General features: G+C 64.0%; 22 protein-coding genes and 2 pseudogenes. 9 read left to right on the top strand and 15 right to left on the bottom strand.

Annotated elements, in window-relative coordinates:
• Positions 1 to 2: 2 nt before the first annotated feature.
• The 8 genes from FIU81_RS03500 to FIU81_RS03465 all read right to left on the bottom strand — a co-directional run bounded on the left by FIU81_RS03500 (position 3) and on the right by FIU81_RS03465 (position 6,661).
• On the bottom strand, positions 3 to 293 hold the full coding sequence (locus FIU81_RS03500) for a UxaA family hydrolase (protein WP_124111899.1): 291 nt from the start codon (positions 291 to 293) through the stop codon (positions 3 to 5).
• Positions 294 to 311: 18 nt separating this feature from the next.
• On the bottom strand, positions 312 to 1,274 hold the full coding sequence (locus FIU81_RS03495) for an alcohol dehydrogenase catalytic domain-containing protein (protein ID WP_124111898.1): 963 nt from the start codon (positions 1,272 to 1,274) through the stop codon (positions 312 to 314).
• Positions 1,271 to 2,032 (bottom strand): SDR family NAD(P)-dependent oxidoreductase, encoded by a 762-nt coding sequence (locus tag FIU81_RS03490; RefSeq protein ID WP_124111897.1) that lies wholly within the window; start codon positions 2,030 to 2,032, stop codon positions 1,271 to 1,273. Before FIU81_RS03490 ends, FIU81_RS03495 begins: the two co-directional genes overlap by 4 nt.
• Positions 2,025 to 3,332 (bottom strand): histidinol dehydrogenase, encoded by a 1,308-nt coding sequence (gene hisD / locus FIU81_RS03485; RefSeq protein WP_124111896.1) that lies wholly within the window; start codon positions 3,330 to 3,332, stop codon positions 2,025 to 2,027. The genes FIU81_RS03490 and hisD overlap by 8 nt, the downstream gene beginning before the upstream one ends.
• A gap of 12 nt (positions 3,333 to 3,344) precedes the next feature.
• The gene (locus FIU81_RS03480; protein WP_124111895.1) at positions 3,345 to 4,673 is read right to left on the bottom strand and encodes a TRAP transporter large permease; all 1,329 of its coding nucleotides are present in this window, start codon (positions 4,671 to 4,673) and stop codon (positions 3,345 to 3,347) included.
• A gap of 10 nt (positions 4,674 to 4,683) precedes the next feature.
• Positions 4,684 to 5,196 carry a TRAP transporter small permease gene (locus tag FIU81_RS03475; RefSeq protein WP_254695983.1) on the bottom strand — a complete coding sequence of 171 codons (513 nt, stop codon included), beginning with the start codon at positions 5,194 to 5,196 and terminating at the stop codon, positions 4,684 to 4,686.
• Positions 5,197 to 5,312: 116 nt separating this feature from the next.
• Complete coding sequence (locus FIU81_RS03470) at positions 5,313 to 6,458, bottom strand: TRAP transporter substrate-binding protein (protein WP_124111894.1); 1,146 nt, start codon at positions 6,456 to 6,458, stop codon at positions 5,313 to 5,315.
• Entirely contained in the window at positions 6,455 to 6,661 is a 207-nt protein-coding gene (locus FIU81_RS03465) for a hypothetical protein (protein ID WP_124111893.1), read from the bottom strand. Before FIU81_RS03465 ends, FIU81_RS03470 begins: the two co-directional genes overlap by 4 nt.
• A gap of 111 nt (positions 6,662 to 6,772) precedes the next feature.
• Between FIU81_RS03465 and FIU81_RS17130 the strand changes: the two are divergent.
• The 3 genes and pseudogenes from FIU81_RS17130 to FIU81_RS03455 all read left to right on the top strand — a co-directional run.
• A pseudogene (locus FIU81_RS17130) lies at positions 6,773 to 6,928 on the top strand (LacI family DNA-binding transcriptional regulator); the annotation flags it as partial.
• 120 nt (positions 6,929 to 7,048) lie between these two features.
• Complete coding sequence (locus FIU81_RS03460) at positions 7,049 to 7,843, top strand: substrate-binding domain-containing protein (RefSeq protein ID WP_413816233.1); 795 nt, start codon at positions 7,049 to 7,051, stop codon at positions 7,841 to 7,843.
• Between the two features lie 339 nt (positions 7,844 to 8,182).
• Positions 8,183 to 9,016 (top strand): annotated as a pseudogene (locus FIU81_RS03455) (IS5 family transposase).
• Positions 9,017 to 9,331: 315 nt separating this feature from the next.
• Here FIU81_RS03455 and FIU81_RS03450 read toward each other — a convergent pair.
• Positions 9,332 to 11,614, bottom strand: coding sequence for an adenosylcobalamin-dependent ribonucleoside-diphosphate reductase (locus tag FIU81_RS03450; RefSeq protein WP_124111892.1), 2,283 nt, complete (start codon positions 11,612 to 11,614; stop codon positions 9,332 to 9,334).
• 124 nt (positions 11,615 to 11,738) lie between these two features.
• Between FIU81_RS03450 and FIU81_RS03445 the strand changes: the two genes are divergently transcribed.
• Positions 11,739 to 12,170 (top strand): DUF1489 family protein, encoded by a 432-nt coding sequence (locus tag FIU81_RS03445; RefSeq protein ID WP_124111891.1) that lies wholly within the window; start codon positions 11,739 to 11,741, stop codon positions 12,168 to 12,170.
• Here FIU81_RS03445 and hisG read toward each other — a convergent pair.
• From hisG to hisS, 3 genes are read right to left on the bottom strand one after another with little or no spacing between them, the layout of a single operon-like run.
• Positions 12,167 to 12,856, bottom strand: a complete 690-nt coding sequence (hisG, locus tag FIU81_RS03440) for an ATP phosphoribosyltransferase (RefSeq protein WP_124111890.1) — start codon at positions 12,854 to 12,856, stop codon at positions 12,167 to 12,169. The genes FIU81_RS03445 and hisG overlap by 4 nt on opposite strands.
• On the bottom strand, positions 12,850 to 13,923 hold the full coding sequence (locus tag FIU81_RS03435; protein ID WP_124111889.1) for an ATP phosphoribosyltransferase regulatory subunit: 1,074 nt from the start codon (positions 13,921 to 13,923) through the stop codon (positions 12,850 to 12,852). Before FIU81_RS03435 ends, hisG begins: the two co-directional genes overlap by 7 nt.
• The gene (hisS, locus tag FIU81_RS03430; protein ID WP_124111888.1) at positions 13,920 to 15,386 is read right to left on the bottom strand and encodes a histidine--tRNA ligase; all 1,467 of its coding nucleotides are present in this window, start codon (positions 15,384 to 15,386) and stop codon (positions 13,920 to 13,922) included. Before hisS ends, FIU81_RS03435 begins: the two co-directional genes overlap by 4 nt.
• A gap of 63 nt (positions 15,387 to 15,449) precedes the next feature.
• Between hisS and FIU81_RS03425 the strand changes: the two genes are divergently transcribed.
• Positions 15,450 to 15,641 (top strand): SlyX family protein, encoded by a 192-nt coding sequence (locus tag FIU81_RS03425; protein ID WP_124111887.1) that lies wholly within the window; start codon positions 15,450 to 15,452, stop codon positions 15,639 to 15,641.
• A gap of 3 nt (positions 15,642 to 15,644) precedes the next feature.
• Here FIU81_RS03425 and FIU81_RS16635 read toward each other — a convergent pair whose 3' ends face one another.
• From FIU81_RS16635 to dnaE, 3 genes are all read right to left on the bottom strand, one after another.
• Positions 15,645 to 15,803, bottom strand: coding sequence for a hypothetical protein (locus FIU81_RS16635; RefSeq protein ID WP_172971386.1), 159 nt, complete (start codon positions 15,801 to 15,803; stop codon positions 15,645 to 15,647).
• A 266-nt stretch (positions 15,804 to 16,069) separates the two neighbouring features.
• Positions 16,070 to 16,522: an acyl-CoA thioesterase gene (locus FIU81_RS03415; RefSeq protein WP_413816232.1), complete on the bottom strand. Its 453-nt coding sequence runs from the start codon at positions 16,520 to 16,522 to the stop codon at positions 16,070 to 16,072.
• Positions 16,523 to 16,543: 21 nt separating this feature from the next.
• A complete protein-coding gene (gene dnaE, locus FIU81_RS03410) occupies positions 16,544 to 20,065 on the bottom strand; it encodes a DNA polymerase III subunit alpha (protein ID WP_124111885.1) in 3,522 nt (1,173 codons plus the stop codon).
• 193 nt (positions 20,066 to 20,258) lie between these two features.
• On the opposite strand from dnaE, the gene xdhA reads away from it, so the two are divergent.
• Genes xdhA through FIU81_RS03390 form a run of 4 tightly spaced genes read left to right on the top strand, consistent with a single transcriptional unit; the run spans position 20,259 to position 26,513 of the window.
• Positions 20,259 to 21,725 carry a xanthine dehydrogenase small subunit gene (gene xdhA, locus FIU81_RS03405; RefSeq protein ID WP_124111884.1) on the top strand — a complete coding sequence of 489 codons (1,467 nt, stop codon included), beginning with the start codon at positions 20,259 to 20,261 and terminating at the stop codon, positions 21,723 to 21,725.
• Positions 21,722 to 24,136 carry a xanthine dehydrogenase molybdopterin binding subunit gene (xdhB, locus tag FIU81_RS03400; RefSeq protein ID WP_152460902.1) on the top strand — a complete coding sequence of 805 codons (2,415 nt, stop codon included), beginning with the start codon at positions 21,722 to 21,724 and terminating at the stop codon, positions 24,134 to 24,136. Before xdhA ends, xdhB begins: the two co-directional genes overlap by 4 nt.
• Positions 24,133 to 25,002, top strand: a complete 870-nt coding sequence (xdhC, locus tag FIU81_RS03395) for a xanthine dehydrogenase accessory protein XdhC (protein ID WP_124111535.1) — start codon at positions 24,133 to 24,135, stop codon at positions 25,000 to 25,002. The genes xdhB and xdhC overlap by 4 nt, the downstream gene beginning before the upstream one ends.
• A complete protein-coding gene (locus FIU81_RS03390; protein ID WP_124111534.1) occupies positions 24,999 to 26,513 on the top strand; it encodes an ABC transporter ATP-binding protein in 1,515 nt (504 codons plus the stop codon). Before xdhC ends, FIU81_RS03390 begins: the two co-directional genes overlap by 4 nt.

The raw sequence follows: 26,513 nt of genomic DNA, 5'->3' as shown, positions 1-26,513 counted from the left end.
CCTTACCAGCGCTTGGTTTTGCAATTGTGGGTGTGGACGTGCTCGCCTTCGCCGATGTCGGCGATGATCTTGCCGATATCCTCGCCGTACTTGGTGGCGGTGTCGCCGGACTTGAGATCCTTCAACGCGACCTTGTGACCGATGGGAACATCGTGCTTCGAGGTCAGGCGGAAGGTGGAATTGTCGTGAGTAACGCAGCACAGCATGTCGGTGCCGGCGGTCAGGCCCTCTACCACCACGACGCCGACGTTGTCGTCGTGATCGTGAACAAGAAGTTGCGGGATTTCAGCCATTTGGGGTCTCCTATCGTCTCAGGGTTTAAGGATGATCTTCGGAGCGGGCACATGGCCCGCGCGAATGTCTGCAAAGGCGCGTGCGCCTTCGGACAGGGGGCGCGCTTCGATCCAGTCAAGCGCGCCAAGCCGGCCGGTCGACATCGCCTCGACAGTGTCGCGGAAGTCGGTGGCGGTGTAGGTGTAGGTGCCGATGAAGCGGATTTCCTGCAGCGTCATCCGCCGGATATTGAGCCCGCCTTCCGCCTGCCCCAGCCCGATATGCGCGATAACACCGCCGGGCGCACACAGGGCAGAGGCCTGCGCGCGCGTGGCGGCGTATCCGACGCCTTCGACGACGATGCCGAAGGTCGCGGACAGAGTGGTGTCGGGGGCGACGCTGTTCAGATCGCACCGATCCACAAGATAGGCGCGGCGGGTGGCGTTCGGCTCTATCACCGTCACATCGGTGATGCCCTGCGCGATCAGCGACAGCGCCGCGCCGACGCCGATAGGGCCACCACCGATGACCAGCGCTGGACCGCAACCGCCCGCCGCGATCGCCAGCCGGACGGCGTGCCAGCCGCAGGCGATAGGCTCTGCCAGTGCCGCCTGATCGAACGACATGGCGTCGGGGATTTCGAAAAGGTTGCGCTGCGGGATTGCGACGGCTTTGGCGAACGCGCCCTCTCGGGGTGGCATGGAGATGATCTGCCGGGTGGCGCACAGGTTGTCGCGGCCCGATTGGCAAGCCGGGCAGCTGCCGCAGGTGACCAGCGGGTTGATCGTAACGCGCCGCCCGTCTTCGGTGGTGCCGGACGCCTCGTGTCCAAGAACCAGCGGCGCGGGGCGACGATCATCGTGGCCCAGGTAAGCGTGCATATCAGACCCGCAGATGCCAGAACTTTCGATCCGCACCACGGCCAAGTCCGGCCCCGCCACGGGGTCGGGAACCTCACGCAGCTCAAGCGTTTCCACGCCGGTATAGACAAGCGCTTTCATTTCGCTGTGAACCCCCCGTCGACCATCAGCACCTGCCCGGTCACGTAGTCGGACGCAGGCGCGCACAGGAACATCAGCGGGCCATCGATGTCCTCGGGCTCGCCGTTACGGCCAGCGCAGGTCTGCGCTGCATTACGGGCGGCGCGATCTGGATCGGCGAAGACAGCGGCGGTAAGTTCGGTGCGGAAGAAGCCGGGTCCGATGGCGTTAGCTGTGATGCCGTGACCGGACCAAGCCTCTGCCATCGCGCGGGTCATCTGCGCGACACCGCCCTTGCTGGCGCCATAGGCAATACCGCCCGCAAACGCGCGGTAGGACTGCAGAGAGGCGAAGTTGACGATCCGCCCCCAGCTCTTGCCCTGCATCGCCGGAACCAGCGCTTGAGACAGGAAAAACGGGGCCGAGAGGTTCAGGGCGAGCGTGGCTTCCCAGCCTTCGCGCGTCACGTCAGAGGCGGTTTCGCGCGTGTTCAGCCCCGCCGCGTGGATCACGATGTCGGGGGCGCCGAAGGGCTGCGCGACCTGCCGCGCAAGTTTGGGGATCGCATCCAGATCGGACAGGTCGGCGGTGACGGCTGCTGTCTCGCCAACCGCTTCTGCCTGCCACGCGTCCAGCGCGTCGCTGCGTCGCGCGACACCAACGACGCGCGCTCCCGCGCGCGCCAATACGGTGCCCGCACGCCGCCCAAGGCCGGAACTGGCCCCGGTGACGCACACCACGCGACCCGTCAGGTCAAAGAGATCGCGGGGATCACTCATTCGCGCTCAGATCGAAAGTCTCGTCGGGGAAGTACTTGGCCAGCCGGATATCGGCGGTGCGGGCGTGCCCCTCCATCCCTTCAAGGCGGCTGATGCGGGCGGTCGCTTCGGCCACGGGCTTTGCGCCGTCGCGGGTGGCGCGCTGCCAAGTGACAATCTTCATGTACTTGTGGACAGACAGACCGCCTGTATAGGTCGCGGCCCCGCTGGTGGGAAGCACGTGGTTCGTGCCCGACGCCTTGTCGCCGAAGGCGACGGTCGTCTCTTCGCCCAGGAACAGCGAGCCGTAGCAATCCAGCCGGTTCAGCCACCAATCCAGATCGTCAGCCTGCACCGTCAGGTGCTCTGGTGCGTAGTCGTCGGAGGTTGCGGCCATTTCCTCTCGGTCGGCGCACAGGATGACTTCGGCGTAGTCGCGCCATGCCGCGCGAGCGTTGTCGCGGTTCAGTTCTGGCAGTTCCTCGATCAGTTCGGGCACGCGGGCCATCACCGTTTCGGCCACGTCGCGATCGTCCGTCACCAGCCAGACGGGCGAGTTGTAGCCGTGCTCGGCCTGTCCCACCAGATCCACGGCCACGATCTCGGGGTCAGAGGTCTTGTCGGCCAGGATCAGGCTGTCGGTGGGGCCTGCGAACATGTCGATGCCAACGCGGCCGAAGAGGATGCGCTTGGCTTCGGCAACGAACTGGTTGCCCGGTCCGACTAGGATGTTGGCCTTGGGCAGACCGAACAGGCCAAAGGTCATTGCCGCGACGCCCTGCACACCGCCCATCGCCAAGATCTTGTCCGCACCGCAGACGTGGGCTGCGTAGATGATCGCAGGCGCTACTCCAACGCCCGGACGCGGGGGCGAGCAGGCGACGATGTGCTTGCAGCCCGCCACCTTGGCGGTCGTCACGGTCATGATCGCGCTGGCAATGTGGCTGTAGCGCCCGCCGGGCACGTAGCAGCCGGCCGCCGTGACCGGGATCGACTTCTGACCTGCGGTCAGACCCGGCAGGATCTCTGTCTCGAAATCGGTGACGGTGGCTTTCTGCGCCTCGGCGAAGCGCTTTACGTTCTGGTGGCTGAACTCGATGTCGCGCTTGACCTTTTCGGGCACCCTGGCGGCGGCCGCTTCGATTTCCTCGGCCGTCAGCAGGAAGTTGCCGTCGTACTTGTCGAACTTCGCGGCGTATTCCATCGCCGCCTTGTCGCCACCCGCTTCGATATCATCGAGGATACCGCGCACGATGGCCTGGGTTTCGCCTGCATCGCTGCCAGAGGTCAGCGTCGCATTTTTAAGATATTCGCGTGCCATGGGACGGCGCTCCTATTTGTAGATGTCGGGCAGCAGGGTGGTCGAAATCGCGGGGACGTAGGCGATCAGGACCGTGACCAGCAGCATGAAGAAAACGAAGGGGATGGCGCGGTAGGCGATCTTGAGGATCGACTCGCCGGTGATGCCCGCCACCACGAACAGGTTCAGACCGAGTGGTGGCGTGATGAAGCCCACGCCCAACGCCGTGATCATCATGATGCAGAACTGGATCTCGTTCATGCCGATGTTGTCGGCCAAAGGCTTCAGGATCGGCGCAAGGATGACGATGTTGGGCGTGGTTTCCATCACGCAGCCCGCCGCGATCAGGATGCCGATCATCATCAGAATCAGAACCCAAGGCTCTTCGCTGACACCTGTCGCGGCGGCCACGAACCCCTGCGGCACGCCCATGATCGCAAGCGCCTCTGCCAGCGGGGCAGAGAACGCAATGATTGGCAGGATCACACCGTTCACCTTGGCGGAACTGACCAGCATCGCCGGGAAATCCGACAGCTTCAGGGTGCCAAGGATGAAGCCCATGATGATGGTCACGACAACGGCGGTGGCACCGGCCTCGGTGGGGGTCAGCTTGCCGGAAAAGATGCCGTAGAAGATGATGCCGGGCACGAGGAAGGCGTACCAGCCGGACTTCAGCGACGTGCCCAGGCGGCTGAAGTATTCGCCCATCCCGATGTTGCCACCGCCCTCCCAGCCGTTCAGGCGGTTCATGATGATGTTTGTCGCCAGGATCGACAGCAGGATCGCTATGCCCGGCACCACGGCGGCAAGGAACAGGGTCGAGGCGGATATGCCCAGCACAAGACCGATGATGATGTAGGCGATGGACGGCGGTATCAGGATGCCGGTACATGCGCCGGCCGCAACCAAAGCGCAGGCGTAGGGGCGCGGGTAGCCGCTTTCGACCAGCCGGTCGATCGTCATTCGGCCAACGGCCGCGGCCCCCGCTGCATCAGAGCCCGAGATCGCCGCGAACATGCCGCAGACCAGGACGGTGGCCGATCCGAACCCGCCTTTAGCGAACTGGGTCAACGCCTCTGCCACATCCAGAAATTTGCGTGATAGGCCCGTTCGCACCAATACGTCGCCCGTCAGGATGAACAGCGGCACCGCCGTCAGCGCGAAGAAGTCGATGCCGGTGAACAGCTTTTCACCCACAAGGCTGAGCGGCAGCGCGCCGGACCACAAAAGCAGCGTGATCGCCGTGGCACCGATTGCGGCCCAGATCGGCACCGCAAGGGCCACCAGGATGACGAAGATGATGATGGAGCTGTAGAAGTCCCAGCCAAGGATGACGGTCTGATCGAGTTGGTTCCAGAGCATGGCGCGTCCCTCAGTCGAAGAGCTTGTCGCCTTCGTAGACGGGGCGACCCGCACGAAGGTCCGCGACATCGCGGAGGAAGGATTGAACGAGGCGCAGGATCACGAGGCCAAAACCCACCGGCACGGCCATCAGCGCCCAAACGCGGCTGACCCGAAGGCCATCGGTGACCGATCCGAACTTCCAGGCCAAGTGGACCGTCTCCAGCGAGTAGACGACCGCCACGATGGCCACGGCGAACATCACCAGATCGCCAAAGATGTAGAACAGCGCCTTCGCCCGCGGGCCGACATAATGAAGAATGACGTCGATGCGGATGTGACCGCGTTCCTTGACCGCCGCAGCCGCGCCGATCCAGGCAAGATAGATGAAGGAGTAACGCACCACCTCTTCGCCCCAGATGGACGAGTAAGACAGCACCTCCCGGCGCATCACTTCGATGAACATCGTCGCCACCAGCATGATGTAGAAGACGAGCAGCAGCCATCGTTCTGCGTTCTGGTTCAGGGCGTGAAGGATGCGCAAGACAGAGTCCTCCCATGGGCTGGAAAGCGGGTTGCCTCAGCCGGTCGGCGGTGAATCGTCAGGGGGCAGAAACGGGGTCGGGCCGGCGCACTCAAACACGCCGACCCGGCGTTCTGTTACTCGTCGTGGACGTAGTAGCGCGACTGCGTGTCGGCGCCTTCTTCAAGCATGGCGAAGGTGTCCATCGAGCCGGCCAGATCGGTCTTGAACTGATCCCACTCGGGACGCTGGTAGCCGCCGGCCTCTTTCCACTGGCCCATCTGACCGTCGTCCAGCGTGTGGAACTCGACACCATTCTTGCGCAGCTCTGACATGGCATAGGCGCGCGCGGCGGGCACCTTGGCCAGGTTCTGCTGGGTGGTGATCTCACCCGCGAACATCAGGCCTTCCTGCACGTCGGACGGCAGTTCGTTGAACCACTCCAGGTTCATCGAATAGACCTGACTGTCCGGCACGGCCTGCGTGAAGGTGACGTGGGACAGTATCTCTCCGAAGCCAAAGACGTGCAGCGCACCGACAGACGGGTCGAGTGCATCGGCCACGCCCTGTTTGATGGCAGAGGGCGTCTCTCCCCAGGCAACTGGCGTCGGGTTCGCGCCGACCATGCGGTAGTACTGCTGCAGCATCTGGCTGCCCGGCACGCGAAACTTGACGCCCTGCATGTCTTCGGGGGTCAAGATGGCCTCACCACCCTGACGCACGGCCACGACGCGCGGGTCGATGACCACGTAGAACAGCGGCTTGAAGCCCGAGGCTTCGACCTTCGGATGCACTTCGTTCTTCCACGCGTCGGATTGCGTCAGGTTCGTGAAGCGCTGGTTCGAGCCGCAGAAGTACGGCAGGTTGATCAGGTCGACCGCACTGGCAAAGGGCGCGAAATTCGACAAGGAGTGCTGCGCGGCCTGGATCGTGTTGGCCTGCACTGCCTGAACCAGCGCACCGCCCGCACCAAGCTGACCACCGGGGGCGAGCTTGACATAGACCTTGCCGTTGGTGGCGTTCTGGATGTTTTCCTTCAGGTCGAGCTGCATGATCGGGTAGCTGCGCGACGCGCCCAGAACGTAGGCCGTGGCCAGCGTCATGGTATGCTCGGCGGCCTCTTGGCGCTCTTGCTCTTCCTGCCTTGTCTGGGCGACGGCCGCGTCAGACCACAAAAGGCCTGCGGATCCGGCAACGAGAGCTGCAGTAAAGCCGCCGCTTCCGGCGAGCTTAAGGAAATTGCGGCGTTCCGCCGACGCGAGTTCGCGCTTGTCGGTTGTCATAGGTTCCTCCCTTGGACGTCCTGTTGGTCTTTTTGATGTTTTGTCGCTTCGGCTTTCAGGATCGCGGCGGTGAAGCTCAGCGCGGATGCAGCCAGAAACAGCAACTCGCCCACGTCTCCCATGAAAGCGGATCCGGACAGCGCGCCGAGAACGACGTTGGACAGATAGACTCCGAACAGGACGACCGTGATGAGTAGAAACATCGTCTAGGCCCTCCCCTGCCTTGCCGAGTCGAGATGAATGTAAGCGCTTACATTTTATGAGGCAAGCGTTTACTTCCGGTTGAGCATTCTTAATGAGAGGGAAAGTCATATGTGCCGGCCGGCACATATTCCTTTCGGCAGAGGCCTACGCCCGTGGAACACAGCATCAAGCAGACCCGTCCCGCCCCCACTGTGCAGGACGTTGCACGAGAGGCCAATGTCTCGACGGCGACCGTGTCGCGCTGCCTGAATTTCCCCGACAAGGTAGGCGAAGCGACCCGCAAACGTGTGCTGCAGGTCATCGCAGACATCGGATACGCCCCTAATTTCGGGGCGCGCGCGCTTGTCGCCAAGCGCACTAACACCATCGGTGCGATCATACCCACCATGGAAAACGCGATCTTTGCACGCGGCCTGCAGGCTTTCCAGGAAGAGCTGGGACTCAACGGATACACCCTTCTGGTCGCCTCTTCTTCTTACCGACCAGATCTGGAAGAAAAGCAGATCAGAACTTTGCTGGCCCGAGGTGCAGACGCGCTTCTACTCATCGGCTTCGATCGCCGCCCCGAGGTAACTGAAATGCTGCGGGAACGCGGCGTGCCTCATCTGGTGGCGTGGGCGCATGACCCGTCATCGCAGACGCCCTCTGTCGGTTTCGACAACCGAACCGCCATGGCCGACTTGGCCCGCACGGTGATAGAGTACGGCCATACACGCATCGCGATGATCAGCGCCCCGACAGATGGAAATGACCGCGCGCGCGACCGTGTGTCAGGCGTGCGCGACGCCGCAGCCGGGCGTGGACTCGACCCCGCTGCAATTCAGATATTGGAAACGCCCTATTCATTCGAAAATGGCGCAGAGGCCTTCGGCATTCTGATGAACCATTCGCCACGCCCGACCGCGGTGATCTGCGGGAACGACATCCTGGCAATAGGCGCGATGTCCAAGGCGACCGAAATGGGACTGAGCGTTCCGGATGACGTTTCGATCACAGGGTTCGACGACATCGAGGTCGCGCGGGTCGTCACTCCCAAGCTCACCACAGTGCATGTCCCTCATCGTGAGATGGGACGATTGTCCGCGACAGCTTTGATTGAGCGCCTTCAGCATGAGAAACCTGAGGCGCACATGCAACTCTTTACCGACATCAGATTGCGCGAAACGCTACGCGTCGTCTGATAACATTCGCCACATCAAGCACTTCGCAGCGATATGCCACTTTCTTTTTCAGACAACGGCAAAAGTCTGCTCTCATCCCAAATTGTCGAGTATTTCACGCATGCAACGAATTTCCGCTTTTCGCCCGTCCGTCCGCCTGACTTCGCAGGTGTGGCATGAACCGATCAATTGCGGCTAACGGCAATTCCGTCCGCATGATGGGCTTCAAGGCGAAGCTGCGGGAATGCCTGCAATCCGCCCGGGCTGCCGGCTTCCTCATGAGCAGTGAAGGTCTAGGGTCAGGACCCATTGATATCCGCTTAGGAGCATGATTCACGGTTCGAAAAACGAGCGGTGAACATGTCTGATCTTTTCTGGCTGACGGATGCGCACATGGCGCGTCTTGAGCCCTTCTCCCCCAAGTCTCACGACAAGCCACGCGTTGATGACAGACGTGTATTGAGTGGGATTATCTTCATTAATCGTGATGGGTCGAGATGGCGCGACGCCCCTTCGGCCTACGGTCCACACGGTTGAAGGGGACCGTGGCCCCTGTGGGGCCGCGTAAGCCCCTGAAACGCTCTACAACCGCTGGAAGCGGTGCAGCGACAAAGGCATCTTCGCCCAGATGATGGCAGGTCTGGCTGCCGAACATGGTGAAGAGAAGACCGTGATGATCGACGCCACCTACCTGAAGGCTCACCGTACCGCGACCAGTTTGGGCGTCAAAAAGGGGGGCGTGGACGTCTGATTGGTCGGACGAAGGGGTTCGAGGGGTGAAGAAACTGTCCGGGGGACAGTTTCGCCCGAGGACGGAACACCAAACTACATGCCATCTGCGACAGCCGGGGACGTCCGCTCAATCTGTTCGTCACAGCCGGGCAAGTCAGCGATTATATCGGGGCGCGGGCATTGCTGAGCAGCCTGCCAGATGTCGATTGGCTGCTCGGGGATCGCGACTACGACGCCGATTGGTTCCGGGAAGCGTTGAAAGACAAAGGGATACGGCCCTGCATCCCTGGCCGAAAGCAACGCAAGAAAGCTGTCAAGTACGACAAGCGTCGCTACAAACGGCGCAACCGGATCGAGATCATGTTCGGCAGGTTGAAGGATTGGCGGCGCGTCGCAACCCGCTACGACAGGTGCCCGAAGGTCTTCCTGTCAGCCATCGCCCTCGCAGCACTCGTCATCTAATGGCTATGAGTCCTGACCTGAAAATTCCGGCGAATTTCGCCTCACCGCGGACATCGCTCCCGCCTTTGCGTGCTGCAATTGCGCACCCAAGTCTCGGCTGGTCGAAGACCCGCCTTATTTTACAGGCCGCAATGGAAGCAGTTGCACTACCTGAAGGAGACCAAACACGTGCTGTGATCGAGAGCATGACTTATTAGACCGCGATCTCATTGGCCAACAGAGAGAATGGACACGATTTGGTGGTCAAATGGTCAAAAAAACGGGTCCAGTGGACAAGTTTTGATGGTCGTTTCACCGACATCTGGACTAACGCTGTTACCCGGAACACTTCGAATGACCACATGACAAACACGTCATGCAGCCTTCGACCATCCGCACCTCGAAGGAGCCACAGTTCGGACAGGCCTTGGCGCTGTTACCCACTACCGCGACTTGCGCGCTGGGGTCGGATTTCAGACCCATGCCTTCCCCGGCGATGAAGCCGGTGTCGATCAGGTGGCGTTCGATGACGCCTCCGATGGCGGCGAGGATCGAGGGGATGTATTTGCCTTCGATCCACGCGCCGCCGCGGGGGTCGAAGACGGCTTTCAGCTCTTCAACCACGAAGGACACGTCTCCCCCGCGCCGGAAGACAGCCGAGATCATGCGGGTCAGCGCGACGGTCCAGGCGAAATGCTCCATGTTCTTGGAGTTCACGAAAATCTCGAACGGGCGGCGGTGACCGGCCTGCACCAGATCGTTGATGGTGATGTAGATGGCATGGGCCGAGCCGGGCCATTTCAGCTTGTAGGTTCGGCCTTCCAGTGTGTGGGGACGGTCTAGGGGCTCGGACAGGTGAATGATGTCCGCGTCTTCCCGCCAATGGCGTTCATCGGGAGCTTCTCCTGTTGTATCGGGCTGATTGGCAGCCACTTCCAGAACGCTGCCCGTCACCGGGTTCGGGCGATAGGTCGTGCAGCCCTTGCAGCCTGATTCGTAGGCCTCCAGATACACGTCCTTGAACGCCTCGAAGTCGATATCCTCTGGCACGTTGATCGTCTTCGAGATCGAGGAGTCCACCCATTCCTGCGCCGCGGCCTGCATGGCCACATGCTCTAGCGGGTCAAGCGTCTGGGCCGAGACGAAGTGATCCGGCAGATCCACGTCTCCATGCTTGTCGCGCCAGACCTGCACGGCGTAGTCGATGACTTCTTCCTCGGTCCGCGTGCCGTCTTTCTGCAGCACCTTGCGGGTGTAGCTGTGGGCGAAGACAGGCTCGATCCCCGACGAGACATTGCCCGCATAGAGGCTGATCGTGCCGGTGGGCGCGATGGAGGTCAGCAGCGCATTGCGGATGCCGTGGCGCGCAACGGCGTCGCGCACGTCGTCGTCCATCGCCTCCATCATGTCGGACGCGAGGAAGGCATCTTCGTCGTAAAGCGGGAAGGCGCCCTTCTCTGCCGCCAGATGCGCCGACGTCAGGTAGGCGGCGCGGGCGATGCGCTTCAGCCAATCGCGCGTCAGACGCGCCGCGTCGTCGGATCCGTAGCGCAGGCCCACCATCGCCAGTGCATCGGCCAGACCGGTGACGCCCAGACCGATGCGACGCTTGGCGGCGGCTTCCTGCGCCTGCGCCTCTAGCGGAAAGCGAGAGGCGTCGACCACGTTGTCCATCATCCGGATCGCTGTGCCGACCAGATCGTCAAGCGCATCAAGGTCCAGCGCGGCGCCGGGCTCGAACGCGTCCTGCACCAGTCGCGCGAGGTTGATCGAGCCCAGAAGGCAGGCGCCGTAGGGCGGCAGGGGTTGCTCACCGCAGGGGTTGGTGGCCGCGATTTCCTCGGCATAGGCAAGGTTGTTCATCTGATTGATGCGGTCGATGAAGATCACGCCCGGCTCGGCGTAGTCGTAGGTGGCGCGCATGATCGCGTCCCACAAGTCGCGCGCGCGGATCGTGCGGTGGACGCGGCCGCCAAAGCGCAGATCCCATGGGCCATCGGCTTTCACCGCCTCCATGAACGGGTCGGTGACCAGAACGCTCATGTTGAAATTCCGCAGGCGGGCGGGGTCGGCCTTGGCGGCGATGAAATCCTCGATGTCCGGGTGATCGCAGCGCATCGTGCCCATCATCGCACCACGCCGCGCGCCAGCCGATATGATGGTGCGGCACATGGCATCCCACACATCCATGAAGCTGACCGGCCCGCTGGCATCCGAGGCGACGCCAGACACGGGCGCGCCCTTTGGGCGGATTGTCGAGAAATCATAACCGATCCCCCCGCCCTGCTGCATGGTCAGCGCCGCTTCGCGCAGATGCTCGAAGATGCCGGACATGGAATCCGGCACCGTTCCCATCACGAAGCAGTTGAACAGGGTCACGCTGCGGTCGGTGCCCGCGCCCGCCGTGATGCGGCCCGCTGGCAGGAACTTGAAATCCTGCAAGGCGGCATAGAACGTGTCTTCCCAATCGCTTGGGTCGTTCTCTACCGCCGCGATGGCGCGGGCGATGCGGCGCCACGTGTCTTCCACGGTCTGATCGATCGCCACGCCGTCCGCATCTTTCAGACGGTACTTCATATCCCAGATCTGTTCGGCGATGGGGGCGGCGAAACGGGTCATGGCGTCTCTTTGGTTCGGGGGCGCAGGCTGTGCCTACGCCGCATGGCAGGTTCGGGTCGAAACATATATATGGGGTGTGGCGTGGCGACTCGTACCGATTGTGGATAACACTGTGGAGAATACAATGGCTGGGGTCCACCTTATCAAGCTTTCGGTCGGCAGCGCATCGGTCGAGCAGATGCAGGGCTGGCAGACCCATCGGTCCGACCAGCGGCGCGACGGGCGTTATTATCATCTGACCCGGATGTGGCCGAAACGTGCCGATGAGATCTTGAAAACAGGAGGGTCGATCTATTGGGTCATCGCCGGAGCGATCCAGGCGCGCCAACAGATTACCGCGTTCGAAGAGATGATCGGCACCGACGGCATCCGTCGCTGCGCGATCTTTCTGGAACCAGAGATCATCCGTGTGGAGAACGCGCAGCGCCGCCCGTTCCAAGGCTGGCGCTACTTGAACCCAGAAGATGCCCCCGCCGACATCCGTGCGGGCAAATCCGGCGAAAGCGATCTGCCGGAAGAGCTGCGCGCCGCCTTGTCGGAACTGGGCGTCCGCTAAATACCCAGTTGCGCCGTCAGCGCAGCCAGCCGTTCGCGTGCGCCGTTCGACCAATCGGCACCGCGCGACCGGAACAGGATCGCTTGGCTGGAATGGACCGGACCGTCGGACAGCATCTTCAAATGGTTCGCGCGCAACGTGTCGCCGGTCGAGGTTATGTCGGCGATGGCCTCTGCCGTTTCATTGCGCACGGTGCCCTCGGTCGCGCCCTGACTGTCGATCAACTGGTAATCGGCAACGCCGTGGTAGGTCAGGTATTCGCGGATCAGGCGGTGGTACTTGGTGGCGATCCGCAGACGGAACCCGTGCCGCCGCCGGAACGCCGCCGCCGCCGCGTCCAGATCGTCAAGCGTGTCCACATCGACCCAGAAGCGCGGCACGGCGATGACCAGATCCGCGTGCCCGAAGCCCATATGCGCCAGTTCCTCGACGCGCGCATCCCATGAGGCCAGCTTTTCGCGCACGAGGTCAGAGCCGGTGACGCCCAAGTGGATGCGCCCCGCCGCCAGTTCGCGCGGGATTTCACCGGCGGAGAGCAGCACCAGAGAGACATCCTCTGCCCCTTCCACATGGCCCGCGTATTCACGGTCGTTCGCGCCTTTCTGCATGGTCAGACCGCGTGCGCCGAACCAATCGAAGGTCTTTTCCATCAGCCGCCCCTTGGACGGCACGCCGATCTTCAGCATTGCGCGACCTCCAGCGTCAGGGCCGGGCGGATGACGCCGCCGACGGCCGGTGTCGCGCGCCCCTGCCCCAACACGCGGGTCAGCGCGTCGTAGCGGCCGCCGGTGGCGACGGGCGGCAGGTCGGGCCGCGACGGTGCGCAGAAGGAGAAGACGAAGCCGTCGTAATATTCCATCGTCGCCCGGCCATGCGACGCCTCGAACGGCAACGAAGCCGGGGCGATACCCGATGCATTCAGGGCGTCGAGACGGCGGGCAAGACCGTCTACCGCAGGGGCGATGGCGGGCAGATCGACAGAGAGGTCGCGCAGGTGTGCCAGTGCCGCGTCGCTGGGTTCGCGCATGGCGAGCAGGTCGTCGATTAGCTCCAGCTCGCCGGTCGAAATCGGCGGCGTGTCGGCGTCGGCGCGCAGGGTTTCGATACGCGCCTCGACGTCGGCGCGGGTGCGCAGGCCGATCTCTGGGCCTGCGTCGGCGAAGGGATCGGCTGTTCCAAGCAGCGCCTTTCGACTGGATGAGGCTACGCCGCGCCCGGCGAACCGGTCGAGCAGCGCGCGGAAGCGACGGGGCCGCCAGACGTGGCGTAGCAACGCGGTCTTGCGCGCGTCGGTCGTATTCAAGCCGCGCACCGCCGCCGTCAGGATACCGATGTCGCCGGTGTGGACGCGCAGGTTGAGAGGCGCGAGCAGGCGGTGGAACAGGGCGAAGCACTCGGCGTCCGCGCCCGCGGGATCGGCTCCGAACAGCTCGAACCCGACCTGCACATATTCCGCGGCCCGCTCAGCGTCGGCGGGCTGGCGGCGGAAAACCTCGCCCGAATAGCAATACCGCGCAGGATCGCCGCCTTCCGCCATGTGCATCTGCACGACCGGAACGGTGAAATCAGGGCGCAGCATGGCTTCGCCCTCTGGGCCTGTGGTGGTGAAGGCGCGGGCGCGGATGTCCTCGCCATACAGGTCCAGCAGGGTTTCGGCGGGTTGCAGGATCGCCGTCTCGACGGGCTGCGCGCCCGCGTTCACGAAGTCCTGCAGGAATCGCGCGGCCTCTGCCCGCTCGGCGGCGCGGGTCATGTCAGGCGCTTCGCCAGCTCGGAGGCGAGGTTTTCGACGGCAACCTCGAACTGTGCGGGCTGATCGCGCCATTCCTCATGCGTCAGCTCTTGGGCCAATTTCGCGCCAAGTTTCAGATCCTTGACCTGAACGACACCGCGCGCGGCCTCATCCTCGCCTTGGATGACCGCAAAGGGCGCGTTGCGTTTGTCACAATACTTCAACTGATTGCCGAAATTCTTGGGATTCCCAAGGTAAAGTTCGGCGCGAATGTTCGATTTCCTCAAATCCGCGACCATCGCCTGATAGTCGGCGAGGCGCGTCTTATCCATGACGGTGACGACGACGGGGCCTGCGGCGCCTTGCACAAATCGCCCCTTCGCATCGAGCGCCGCGAGCAGCCGGTCCACCCCGATGGATACGCCAGTGGCCGGGACTTCCTGCCCGGTAAAGCGCTTCACAAGATCATCGTAGCGCCCACCCCCGGCGACAGAACCGAACTGACGTGGGCGGCCCTTTTCGTCTTGGATTTCAAAGGTCAGCTCCGCTTCATAGACCGGGCCGGTATAGTAGCCGAGTCCGCGCACGACGGAGGGGTCGATGACGATGCGGTCGGGGCCGTAGCCTTGGGCGGAAAGGAGGCCGGCGATCTGAGACAGTTCGTCGATGCCTTCGGTGCCGATCTGACTTTCGCCCACCAACTCGCGCAGGCGTTCCAAGGTCGCGGCCCCTGTATCACGACGCGCGCCGGTGAAGCCGACGATGACATCGGCTTGCCCTGACGACAGCCCCGCCCCCTTCGTGAAGTCCCCGCTCTCATCCTTACGGCCCTCGCCCAGCAGCGCCCTCACGCCGTCTTCGCCGAGGCGGTCCAGCTTGTCGATGGCGCGCAGGACGATACCGCGTTCAGCCTCGTGTTCCGGTCCGCCAATACCTGCAACTTCCATCACGCCGTTCAGAACCTTGCGATTGTTCACGCGGATCACGTAGTCGCCGCCAAGGCCCAGCGCCTCGAACACGTCGGACAGCATCGCGCAGATTTCCGCGTCGGCAGCCATGGACGCCGATCCCACCGTATCGGCATCGCATTGATAGAACTGCCGGAATCGCCCCGGACCGGGCTTTTCGTTCCGCCAGACCGGCCCCATCGTGTAGCGGCGGTAGGGCGACGGCAGGTCGTTGCGATACTGCGCCGCGACGCGGGCCAGCGGCGCCGTCTGGTCGTAGCGTAGCGCCAGCCAGTCGCCGTCTTCTTCCCAGGCGAACACGCCCTCGTTCGGGCGGTCCACGTCGGGCAGGAACTTGCCCAGCGCCTCAACCGTCTCGACCGCGCTCGTTTCCAGCGCGTCGAAACCGTACAGGTGATAGATGCGCGCGATGGTCGCCAGCATTTCCTGCCGACGGGTCACCTCTGCTCCGAAATAATCGCGGAAGCCTTTGGGCGTCTGCGCCTTGGGGCGAGGCTGTTTCTTGACTTTGGCCATGGGATGTCCCTTTCGCCGCCCGTCTAGGCCACATACATCGGCGCTTCAAGAATGGGGAACACGATGGACGCGATCGAGGAAAAGCTGGCGCATCTGATCCGCGCCAACGACGACCTGTCGGATGTGGTGACCGCACAGGCGAAGGCCATAGAGCGGCTGGAAGCGCAGGTGGCGTTACTGATGAAGCGCGCAAGAGAGAACGGCGAAAGCGACGGCGGCGTGTTCATCGGGGACGAACGTCCGCCGCATTGGTAGAAATTACAAACGGCAGAGGTAGTCGCCCCAGACGTATCCGTTCGGCAAGTTCCTGAGATACGTTTGTTGGGGAGTGTATTCGACGACGACCGGCAGCCATTTGCCGTTCGTGGCGGATCCGCGGCTCTCGACCACTGTTTCGGGCGGCAGTTGCATGATCATCTGGTATCCCGTCCCCGGTCCTGCGCGCAGGGCCAGGAAATTGTCACCGTTGGGATCGAGGCGACAGACCCTGTATCCATCGCCCGAATACGCGTGGACCTGCGGTACAAAAAGCAACAGAGCAAGGCAGAGACGGAAACATTTCATCGACGCACCCTCCTTCCAACGACGGCAGAATAGCATTCGATGCAGGCCGCGCATCTCACCCATGAGGCGACAGGCACTGAACGGAAGGGGTAGGCCTCACGTCGGACGCAAATCCGACGCTACCCCTCTGCAGCCTTCTCCATCTCTTTTTCAAACGCCTTGCGCAGCTTTTTGCGTGTCTCGGCGGCACGCTGGCGACGCCCCTCTTCTTCGGTCAGGACACGCAAGGGGGGCACTTCCTTCGGGCGACCGTCCTCGTCCACTGCGACCATGGTGAAGTAGCAAGAGTTGGTGTGACGGCGGGTGCCTTCGCGGATCGCCTCGGACTCTACCCTTATGCCGATCTCCATCGAGGTGCGGCCCGCTTGGTTGACGCTGGCGCGGAAGGTCACAAGCTCTCCCACGTTGATTGGCTGGCGGAAGACGACCTGATCGACCGACAGCGTGACCGCGTAGCTGCCAGAGAACCGCGACGCGCAGGAGAACGCCACGCGGTCCAGTAGGTTCAGCAACGCGCCGCCGTGCACCTTGCCCGAGAAATTGGCCATGTCGGGCGTCATCAGAACGGTCATTTCCAGCTTGCGGCTGTCCACCTACAGATCCTCTACGGTCATCACGCCGCCCAGTGATTTCAGCGCGCTTTTGATTTTCGGCGTCAGGGGGAAGTCGTCGCCCAGTTCGACTTCGACCTCTCCGGGCAAGCCGCTTTCCATCAGGCACAGCTTGACCGGACCGCGGGTGCGGATCTGGCGATCCTCGCGGGCGCGGTCCAGCACGCTCGCGATGGAGCCCACGGCTTCGGGCGCGTCCAGATAGACCATCAGACCAGAGGTTCCCGCATCCGCAACGGCGCTGTCGATGGGCGCGATGGAGCGGCCCAGCAGTTTGAGCTGTTCGCTTTCCATCGTCGCTTCGACCTGAACAACGACATTGGTGCCCGGCTCCAGATACTCACGCGACGCTTCCAGCGTGTCCGAGAAGATCGTGACCTCGTAGAGGCCCGACGGATCGGATAGGCCGATAAAGGCAAAGCGGTTGCCGCGCGCGGACTTGCGTTCTTGTCGGCTGGCCACGACGCCAGCCATCTTGGCCACGTGCGGACCGGCTAGCGCACGTTCGTGGACCTGCTCCAGCGTCATCACCTTCTGGCGTTTCAGCGCGCCCATATAGTCGTCCAGCGGATGGCCCGACAGGTAGAAGCCGATGGCGGTGTGCTCTTCGGCCAACCGTTCGGTGGGCAGCCAGTCGTCTACCGGTGATAGACGCGGTTCCGGCAAGTCGTCGCCCGCCTCTCCGAACAGCGAGACCTGATTGGACGATTTCTGCTCATGGATCGCAGCGGAATAGCCGACCAGCGCATCAAGGCTGTCGAACACGCGGCGGCGGTTCGGATCGAGCTGGTCGAATGCGCCGGACCGCGCGAGCATCTCTAGCGGGCGCTTGCCGATCCGCTTGAGATCGACGCGGCGGGCCATGTCGTAGAGTGTGGCGAACGGTTTCCCGTCGCGTCCATCCTGCGCCCCTTCGGTGCGACCTTCGACGACCAGCCGCATCGCGTCCAGACCGACGTTCTTGAGCGCACCCAAACCGTAGACGATCCGGCCCTGATCCACGCTGAAGGTCTCGATCGAGCGGTTCACGCAGGGGGGCACGATCTCTATCGACAGGCCGCGCCGGGCCTCTTCGATGTAGACGGCCAGCTTGTCGGTCAGGTGGATATCGCAGTTGCAAACGCCGGCCATGAACTCGACCGGGTGGTTCGCCTTGAGCCATGCGGTCTGGTAGCTGACGACTGCATAGGCTGCGGCGTGGGACTTGTTGAAACCATAGTTGGCGAACTTGTCGAGCAGCGCCCAGGTGTCCATCGCGGTGGTCTCATCCACCCCGTTTTCCTTGGCACCGGCAAGAAACTTCGGCTTTTCGGCATCCATCGCGGCCTGGATTTTCTTGCCCATGGCGCGGCGCAGCAGGTCGGCGCCGCCAAGGCTATACCCGGCCATCTCCTGCGCGATCTGCATCACCTGCTCCTGGTAGACGATGATGCCCTGCGTCTCGTCCAGGATGTGATCGACCGTGGGGTGCAGCTTGTCGCGTTCCGACAGGCCGTTCTTCACCTCGCAATACTTCGGAATATTCTCCATCGGGCCGGGGCGGTAGAGCGCCACCAGAGCCACGATATCCTCGATGCAGGTTGGTTTCATGCGGCGCAGGGCGTCCATCATGCCGGTGGATTCCACCTGGAACACGGCGACCGTCTTGGCGCGGGCGTAAAGCTGATAGGATTTCTCGTCGTCCAGAGGAATCAGGTTCATCTGGTTCTCGGCACCGTCTGCGGGGGCGTAGAGTTCCTCGCCGTTCGGGCCGATGTGAATGGGGCGCGACTGGTTGATCAGGTCGACCGCGTTCTGAATCACCGTCAGCGTCTTCAGACCCAGAAAGTCGAACTTCACCAAGCCCGCCTGTTCGACCCATTTCATGTTGAACTGGGTGGCGGGCATGTCGGATTTCGGATCGCGGTAGAGCGGCACCAGCGCGTCCAGCGGACGATCCCCGATCACTACACCGGCCGCGTGGGTCGAGGCGTTGCGCAGCAGCCCTTCGACCTGTTGGCCGTAGTCCAGCAATCGCTTTACGACCTCTTCGTTGCGCGCTTCTTCCCGCAACCGCGGCTCGTCCCGCAGGGCCTGCGCGATGGACACGGGCTTCACGCCCTCGACCGGAATCATCTTCGACAGGCGGTCCACCTGCCCATACGGCATCTGCAAAACGCGGCCCACGTCGCGCACGGCGGCCTTGGACAGCAGCGCGCCGAAGGTGATGATCTGGCCGACCTTGTCGCGACCGTACTTCTCTTGGACGTAGCGGATCACCTCTTCCCGGCGATCCATGCAGAAGTCGATGTCGAAGTCGGGCATCGACACACGCTCGGGGTTCAGGAACCGCTCGAACAGCAGTGAATAGCGCAAGGGGTCAAGGTCGGTGATTGTCAGTGCGTAGGCCACGAGCGACCCCGCCCCCGACCCACGGCCCGGACCGACCGGAATGTCCTGCTCCTTGGCCCACTTGATGAAGTCGGCCACGATCAGGAAGTAGCCGGGAAAGCCCATGCCCTCGATAATGCCAAGCTCGAATTCCAGCCGCTTCTCGTACTCCTCAACCGGGGCGGCATGGGGGATGACCGCCAGCCGCTCCTTCAGGCCCTCAATGGCCTGGCGGCGCAGTTCGTCCACCTCGTCGTCGGCGAACTTCGGCAGGATCGGGTCGCGGCGGTAGGTGGCGAAGGCACATCGGCGCGCGATTTCGACGGTGTTCGCGGTCGCTTCCGGCAGATCGGCGAACAACGCGCACATCTCTGACGGGGACTTGAGGTAGTGCTGGGGCGTCAGACGGCGGCGTGGCTCGTTCTGGTCCACATACGCGCCGTCCGCGATACAGATCAGCGCGTCGTGCGCCTCGTACATATCGGGCTTGGGGAAGTAGACATCGTTGGTGGCGACCAGCGGTAGGTCCATGGCGTAAGCCATCTCTACATGGCCACGCTCGGTCGCGCGCTCGGCCTCTGGCAATGCGCCCCCGTCGCCCGGATGGCGCTGCAACTCGACATACAAGCGCTGGGGATAGATCGCAGCCAGCCGCGTCAACAGTGCCTCTGCCTTGTCGCGCTGACCCGCCTGCAACAGCTTGCCAACGGGCCCTTCGGGGCCGCCAGACAAACAGATCAGCCCGTCACCATGTGCTGCCAGATCCTCCAGCGACACCTGCGGGACCGAGCGATCCCCCTCCAGATAAAGCTGGGAGTTCAGCTTCATCAGGTTCTCGTAGCCCGCTTCCGACTGCGCCAGCAGAACCAGCGGCGCAGGCATCGACACGCCCCCACGACCGGGCACGGCACCATAGCCGACGGACACCTGACACCCGACGATGGGCTGCACGCCAGCCTCTGCCGCGCCGACGGAAAACTCCAGCGCGGCGAACATGTTGTCGGTATCGGTCAGGGCGACAGCGGGCATGCCCATACCGGCCACCAAGGCGGGCAGCTTCTTCAGCCGCATGGCCCCTTCCAGCAAGGAATACTCTGAATGCAGACGCAGGTGGATGAATCGGGGATCAGACATGGACCGCACGATATGGCGTCACGCCCAGCGACGAAAGGCCGGATGTTGTGCATAACCGTTGGTGCGCAACGTCGCGGCGGCCTGCTCTTGCAAACCGCCGCTCATCCCGCTTTCATCGCGGTGGGCCGCATGCTCTACGCCGCATCGACCGTGCCGCCCGCCCGAGACCAGAGTAACGCGGCGGATACACGAAATGCATGTCACGTTCCGACTGAACGGAGACCCGGTAGAGGCCAACGTCGCTCCCACCACGACGCTGCTCGACTGGCTGCGCGAGGTGCGAGGCCTGACCGGCACCAAGGAAGGCTGCAACGAAGGCGACTGCGGCGCCTGCTCTGTCATGGTGACCGACGCGCGCGGCACCCACGCGCTGAATGCCTGCATCCTGTTTATGGGCCAGCTCAATGGTCAGGCGATCCGCACGGTGGAAGGCATCGCCGCCCCCGATGGGACGCTGCACCCGGTTCAGGCCGCGATGGTCGAACATCACGGCAGCCAGTGCGGCTTCTGCACGCCGGGGTTTATCACCACAATGGCCGCCGCGCATCTGAACGGGGCCACGGATCACGATGACCAGCTTGCCGGCAACCTCTGCCGCTGTACCGGCTATGCCCCCATCATCCGTGCCGCCAGGGTCGCCGAAACCGCGCCGGTCCCCGATCATCTGCGCGACACGCCCCTTCCTTCATCGTTCGATAAATACCGCGGGGGAGGCGTGGCAGCGCCGGGGGCAGAGCCCCCAATTGCTGCTGACTGGGGCGAGACCGCGCCGCTGTCCGCCACCGGCGCCGATATGCGCGGCAACACCACCCGCACGCGCGACGCCTACCGCCCTGCATCGCTGGACGACCTGCTCGCCTTCTACGCCGACCACCCGGACGCCACGCTGATCGCGGGGGCAACCGATGTGGGGCTGTGGGTGACCAAGGGGATGCGCGACCTTGGCACTGCCTGCTTCCTGAACGGCGTAGAGGAGCTTCAGCGGATCGAAGAGAGCGACACCCAGTTCCGCATCGGCGCGGGCGTCACGCTATCCGCCCTGCGCAAGGCCATCGCGCCGCATCACCCCAGCTTTGCCGAGCTGATCCGTCGCTACGGATCCACCCAGGTGCGCAACGCCGCGACCATCGGCGGCAACATCGCCAACGGCTCTCCCATCGGGGACGGTCCGCCCGCGTTGATCGCGCTGGGCGCGACGCTTCACTTGGCGCACCGGGACGGCGCGCGGGAGATGCCGCTGGAAGACTTCTTCATCGACTACGGCGAGCAGGACCGGCGCAAGGGCGAGATTGTCGCCGCCGTCAGTATTCCCCACCAACCCGACCGGCTGATCTGCCAAAAGCTGTCCAAGCGTTTCGATCAGGACATCTCAGCCGTCTGCGGGTGTTTCAATATCACCCGGGAAGACGGCATCGTCACAGAGGCCCGCATCGCCTTCGGTGGCATGGCAGGCACGCCCAAACGTGCCACACAGGCCGAGGCCGCGCTGGTCGGCCAACCGCTTGCGGATGCCATTCCGGCGGCGCAGGCGGCCTTGGAGCAAGATTTCCAGCCCCTGTCGGACATGCGCGCCTCCAGCGCCTATCGCATGGCGGCGGCGCAGGGGATGCTGGCACGGCTTGCGGCGACCGGGCCGGGCATTCTGGAGGTTCAGCCATGACCGTTCATAAGCCCCACCCGCATGACAGTGCCGCACTCCATGTCACCGGGCAGGCGCGCTACGTAGACGATCTGCCGACGCCGGCGAACTGCCTGCATCTCGCCTTCGGCCTGTCGCCCGTGGCGCGCGGGACGATCACTGCGCTGGACCTTGCGCCGGTGCGCGCAGTCCCCGGCGTGACACTGGCGTGGTCGGCGGATGACATCGGCGACATCGACGTCGCCCCCGCCGCGCATGATGAACCGTTGCTGGCCACCGGCACTGTTCATTATCAAGGGCAAGCTGTGTTTCTTGTCGCCGCTGACAGCCATCTGTCCGCGCGCAAAGCCGCCCGCGCCGCGGCCCCGGAAATCACGGAAGAAACCCCGATCCTGACCATCGACGATGCGCTCGCGCAGGACGCGCGGTTCGAAGACGGCCCCCGCATCTGGGAAAAGGGCGACACGGACGCGGCACTTTCGGGTGCGGAACACCGGTTGCAAGGCAGCATCGAGATCGGTGGGCAAGAGCATTTCTATCTGGAAGGTCAATCCGCGCTCGCCGTGCCCGGTGAAGGTGGCGAGATGGTCGTGCATTCATCGTCCCAGCACCCGACCGAGATCCAGCACAAGGTCGCGCATGCGCTGGGCGTACCGATGCACGCCGTGCGGGTCGAGGTGCGGCGCATGGGCGGCGGGTTCGGTGGCAAGGAAAGCCAGGGCAACGCCTTGGCCGTCGCCTGCGCACTGGTCGCCGCGAAGACCGGTCGCCCCGCAAAAATGCGTTACGACCGCGACGACGACATGGTCATCACCGGCAAACGCCACGACTTCCGCATCACTTACGATGTGGGATTCGATGACGCTGGCCGGGTGCAGGGCATCGCCTTCGAACAATTCGCCCGCTGCGGCTGGAGCCAGGACCTGTCGATCCCCGTCGCCGACCGCGCGATGCTGCACGCAGACAATGCCTACCACCTGCCCGCCGCGCGCATCAACTCGCACCGGCTGCGCACCAATACCGCGTCTGCCACAGCGTTTCGCGGCTTCGGTGGGCCGCAGGGTATGGTCGGGATCGAACGCGTGATGGACGAGATCGCACACCGGCTTGGGTTGGACCCTCTCGCGGTGCGCCGGGCGAATTTCTACGCGGCGGATGCCGAGGGGGCTCTGCCCCCGCCTGCGGCCCCCCGAGGTATTTCCGAAACGGTGAAACTTGGAGCGGACGAAGACGTGGCAAGCCGCGGCGCGTTGCATGAGGCAGCGGAACCGACGGGGCCTGTCGCAGAGGCGCCCGCTGATGCGCAGACCACACCCTACGGCATGGCGGTGCGCGGCTTCCTTCTCAACGAGATGGTGGACCGGCTGGTCGAAACCTCTGACTACCATGCCCGCCGCGCGGCGGTGGCCGACTGGAACGCGCGTCACGCGGGAATCAAGCGCGGCATCGCGCTGACGCCGGTGAAGTTCGGAATCTCGTTCACCTTGACCCACCTTAATCAGGCCGGCGCTTTGGTGCATGTGTATCAGGATGGATCCGTGCATATGAACCACGGCGGCACAGAGATGGGGCAAGGCCTGCACCAGAAGGTCGCGCAGGTGGCGGCCAGCCGGTTCGGGATCGCTTTGGATCAGGTGAAGATCACCGCTACCGACACCGGGAAGGTGCCGAACACCAGTGCGACTGCCGCATCCTCTGGCGCTGATCTGAACGGTATGGCGGTGAAGGTCGCGTGCGATACGATCCGCGACAGGATTGCACGATTTGTAGCAGAACTGCACCAAGCAGACCCTGCAGAAGTGCTTTTCGATGCAGGAAATGTGCAAGTCGGCGGCACGACCTACACGTTCGCCGAAGCCGCGCAACTGGCCTACGAGGGTCGCGTCAGCCTGTCGTCCACCGGCCACTACCGCACGCCCGGCATCGAGTGGGATCGCATTCGCGGCAAGGGCACGCCGTTCTACTACTTCGCCCACGGGGCTGCCGTGACCGAGGTCGCTCTGGACACCCGCACCGGAGAGAACCGGATGCTGCGCGTGGACATCCTGCACGATTGCGGCGCGTCGCTGAACCCGGCGCTGGATATCGGCCAGATCGAGGGCGGCTTCGTGCAGGGGGCGGGCTGGCTGACCACTGAAGAACTGGTCTGGGACGACAAGGGGCGGCTGCGCACGCATGCGCCGTCGACCTACAAGATCCCCGCCTGCTCGGATCGGCCGCCGGTGTTCAACGTGAGCCTGTGGGATCAGGAGAACGCGTCTGAAACGATCTACCGCTCGAAAGCCGTGGGCGAGCCACCGTTGATGCTGGGGATATCCGCGCTGATGGCCCTGTCGGACGCGGCGGCGGCCTGCGGCACGGTTTACCCCGCGCTCGACGCCCCTGCGACGGCAGAGCGGTGCCTGTTCGCAACGCGTCGCGCCGCCGGATGAGTTTCGATCCCGAACGGCTGAAAGCGCTGACTGCAACGTTTGGGACGGTGTGGCGCGTGTTGATTCTTGACGCCGCCGGATCGGTCCCCCGCGGGGCGGGCACCGCGATGTGGGTCTGGGACGGTGGGCAAGAGGGCACGATCGGCGGTGGGCGGCTGGAGTGGGAGGCCGCGGCGTTGGCGCGCGCCGGCCACATTGGGGTACACCGCCTGTCGCTCGGCCCCGGTCTCGGGCAATGCTGCGGTGGGGCAGTGACGTTGTTCATCTCGGAGTGGAGACAGGACGTTGCGCCGACGATCCGCGATGGCGTTTGCGCCTACGGCCCTGACGCCGAACACATCGAGCGGCCCACGAAGCTACCCCATCGCATTGGGGATACGGTGATCGAAGCACTGTCCGCGAATGGAATGCCGGTCTACATCTGGGGTGCGGGCCATGTGGGGCGCGCGTTGGTCGGCGTTCTGGCCCCCTTCCCCGGCATCGCGTTGCATTGGGTGGACCTGCCCGAGAAGTTTCCGGCGGAGATCCCGACCACGACAACGAAAATCCCCGCCGCACAGCCGGAGACGCTGACACCGCACGTCCGGCAAGACAGCCACCACCTGATCCTGACCCATTCCCACGACACCGACCTTGCGCTGTGCCACGGCCTGCTGATCCGCCGTGTTGCGCGGATCGGCCTGATCGGGTCGGCCACGAAATGGGCCCGCTTTCGCAACCGTCTGCGGCAGATGGGCCACGCCGACGCTGAAATCGACACCATCCGCTGCCCCATCGGCGATCCAACCCTTGGGAAACATCCGCAGGCCATTGCGATCGGCGTGGCGGCGGACATACTGCGCGGTATGGGACACCCTGCCGCATGACCGCCCTTTTGCAGATCGACGGTCTGACCAAGGCCTACCCCGGCGTCGTGGCGAACGACGACGTCTCGATGCAGATCGGCACGGGCGAGGTTCATGCGTTGCTGGGCGAGAACGGCGCTGGCAAGTCGACGTTGGTCAAGATGATCTTCGGCCTTGTGTCGCCGGACAAGGGCACGATGCACATGAACGGCGTGCCCTATGCGCCCTCCAGCCCGGATGCGGCGCGTGCGGCGGGCGTCGGAATGGTGTTCCAGCACTTCTCGCTGTTCGACGCGTTGGACGTGGCGGAAAACGTGGCGCTTGGTATGTCCGACCCGCCACCGCGCCGCGAGTTGGCGCCGCGCATCGCGCAGGTCAGCCGCGACTACGGGCTGCCGCTGAACCCGTCGCACATTGTGGGCGATCTGTCGGCAGGCGAACGCCAGCGGGTCGAGATCGTGCGCTGCCTTCTGGGCGCGCCCCGCCTTCTGATCATGGACGAGCCGACCAGCGTGCTGACCCCGCAAGAGGTCGACCTGCTGTTCGCCACGCTGCGGCAATTGCGGGCAGAGGGCACGTCGATCCTGTATATCAGTCACAAGCTCGAAGAGATCCGGGCGCTGTGCGACACCGCGACGATCCTGCGGGGCGGCAAGGTGGTCGAGCGTTGCACCCCGCGCGATGAGACGGCGGGGCGGCTGGCCGAGCTGATGGTGGGCCGCCGGTTGGATGCTCCGGCGCGCGTTGGGCATGCCAGCGAAGACGTGGCGTTGCGGATCAACGCCCTGTCGTTGCCCCCTGCCCACGCCTTCGGCACCGCGTTGAAAGAGGTGTCGCTGACGCTGCACGCCGGAGAGGTTCTGGGCATCGGCGGTGTGGCGGGCAATGGGCAGGACGAGTTGCTGGCCGCCTTGGCAGGTGAGACTTTGGCCGCCAAGGGCGCGATCACCATGGGCGGCACGGACCTGTCGCACGCGGGCCCAGAGGCGCGGCGCCGGGCTGGATTGCTGACCGCGCCAGAGGAACGGCTGGGCCACGCCGCCGCGCCGGACCTGAGCCTGACCGAGAACGCGCTGCTGTCTGCGGCGACGCGGCAGGGGTTGGCGTCGCGCGGTTTCGTGAACTGGCGCAAGACGCGCGCCTATGCGGAACGCGTGATCGAACGGTTCGACGTGCGCACGCCGGGGCCAAGCACGGCGGCGCGGGCGCTGTCGGGCGGCAACCTGCAGAAATATGTGATCGGTCGGGAGATCGCGCAGAGCCCCGCCGTCCTGGTGGTCAACCAGCCCACGTGGGGCGTTGACGCGGCAGCGGCAGCGGCCATCCGGCAGGCCTTGATGGACCTTGCCCGCGAAGGATCGGGCGTAATCGTCATCAGCCAGGACCTTGATGAGTTGATGGAGGTGTCGGACCGGTTCGCCGCGCTGACAGAAGGCCGGTTGTCCGCCTTCCGCCCCGCCGCGGGCCTGACGGTGGAAGAGATCGGCCTGATGCTGGGCGGTGCGCACGATATGGAGCCTGCACATGCGTGA

This window comes from Palleronia sp. THAF1, from assembly GCF_009363795.1.
Classification (GTDB): domain Bacteria; phylum Pseudomonadota; class Alphaproteobacteria; order Rhodobacterales; family Rhodobacteraceae; genus Palleronia.
Note: the sequence above shows the minus strand (reverse complement) of the source record. Positions and strands in the feature narration are given on the sequence as shown.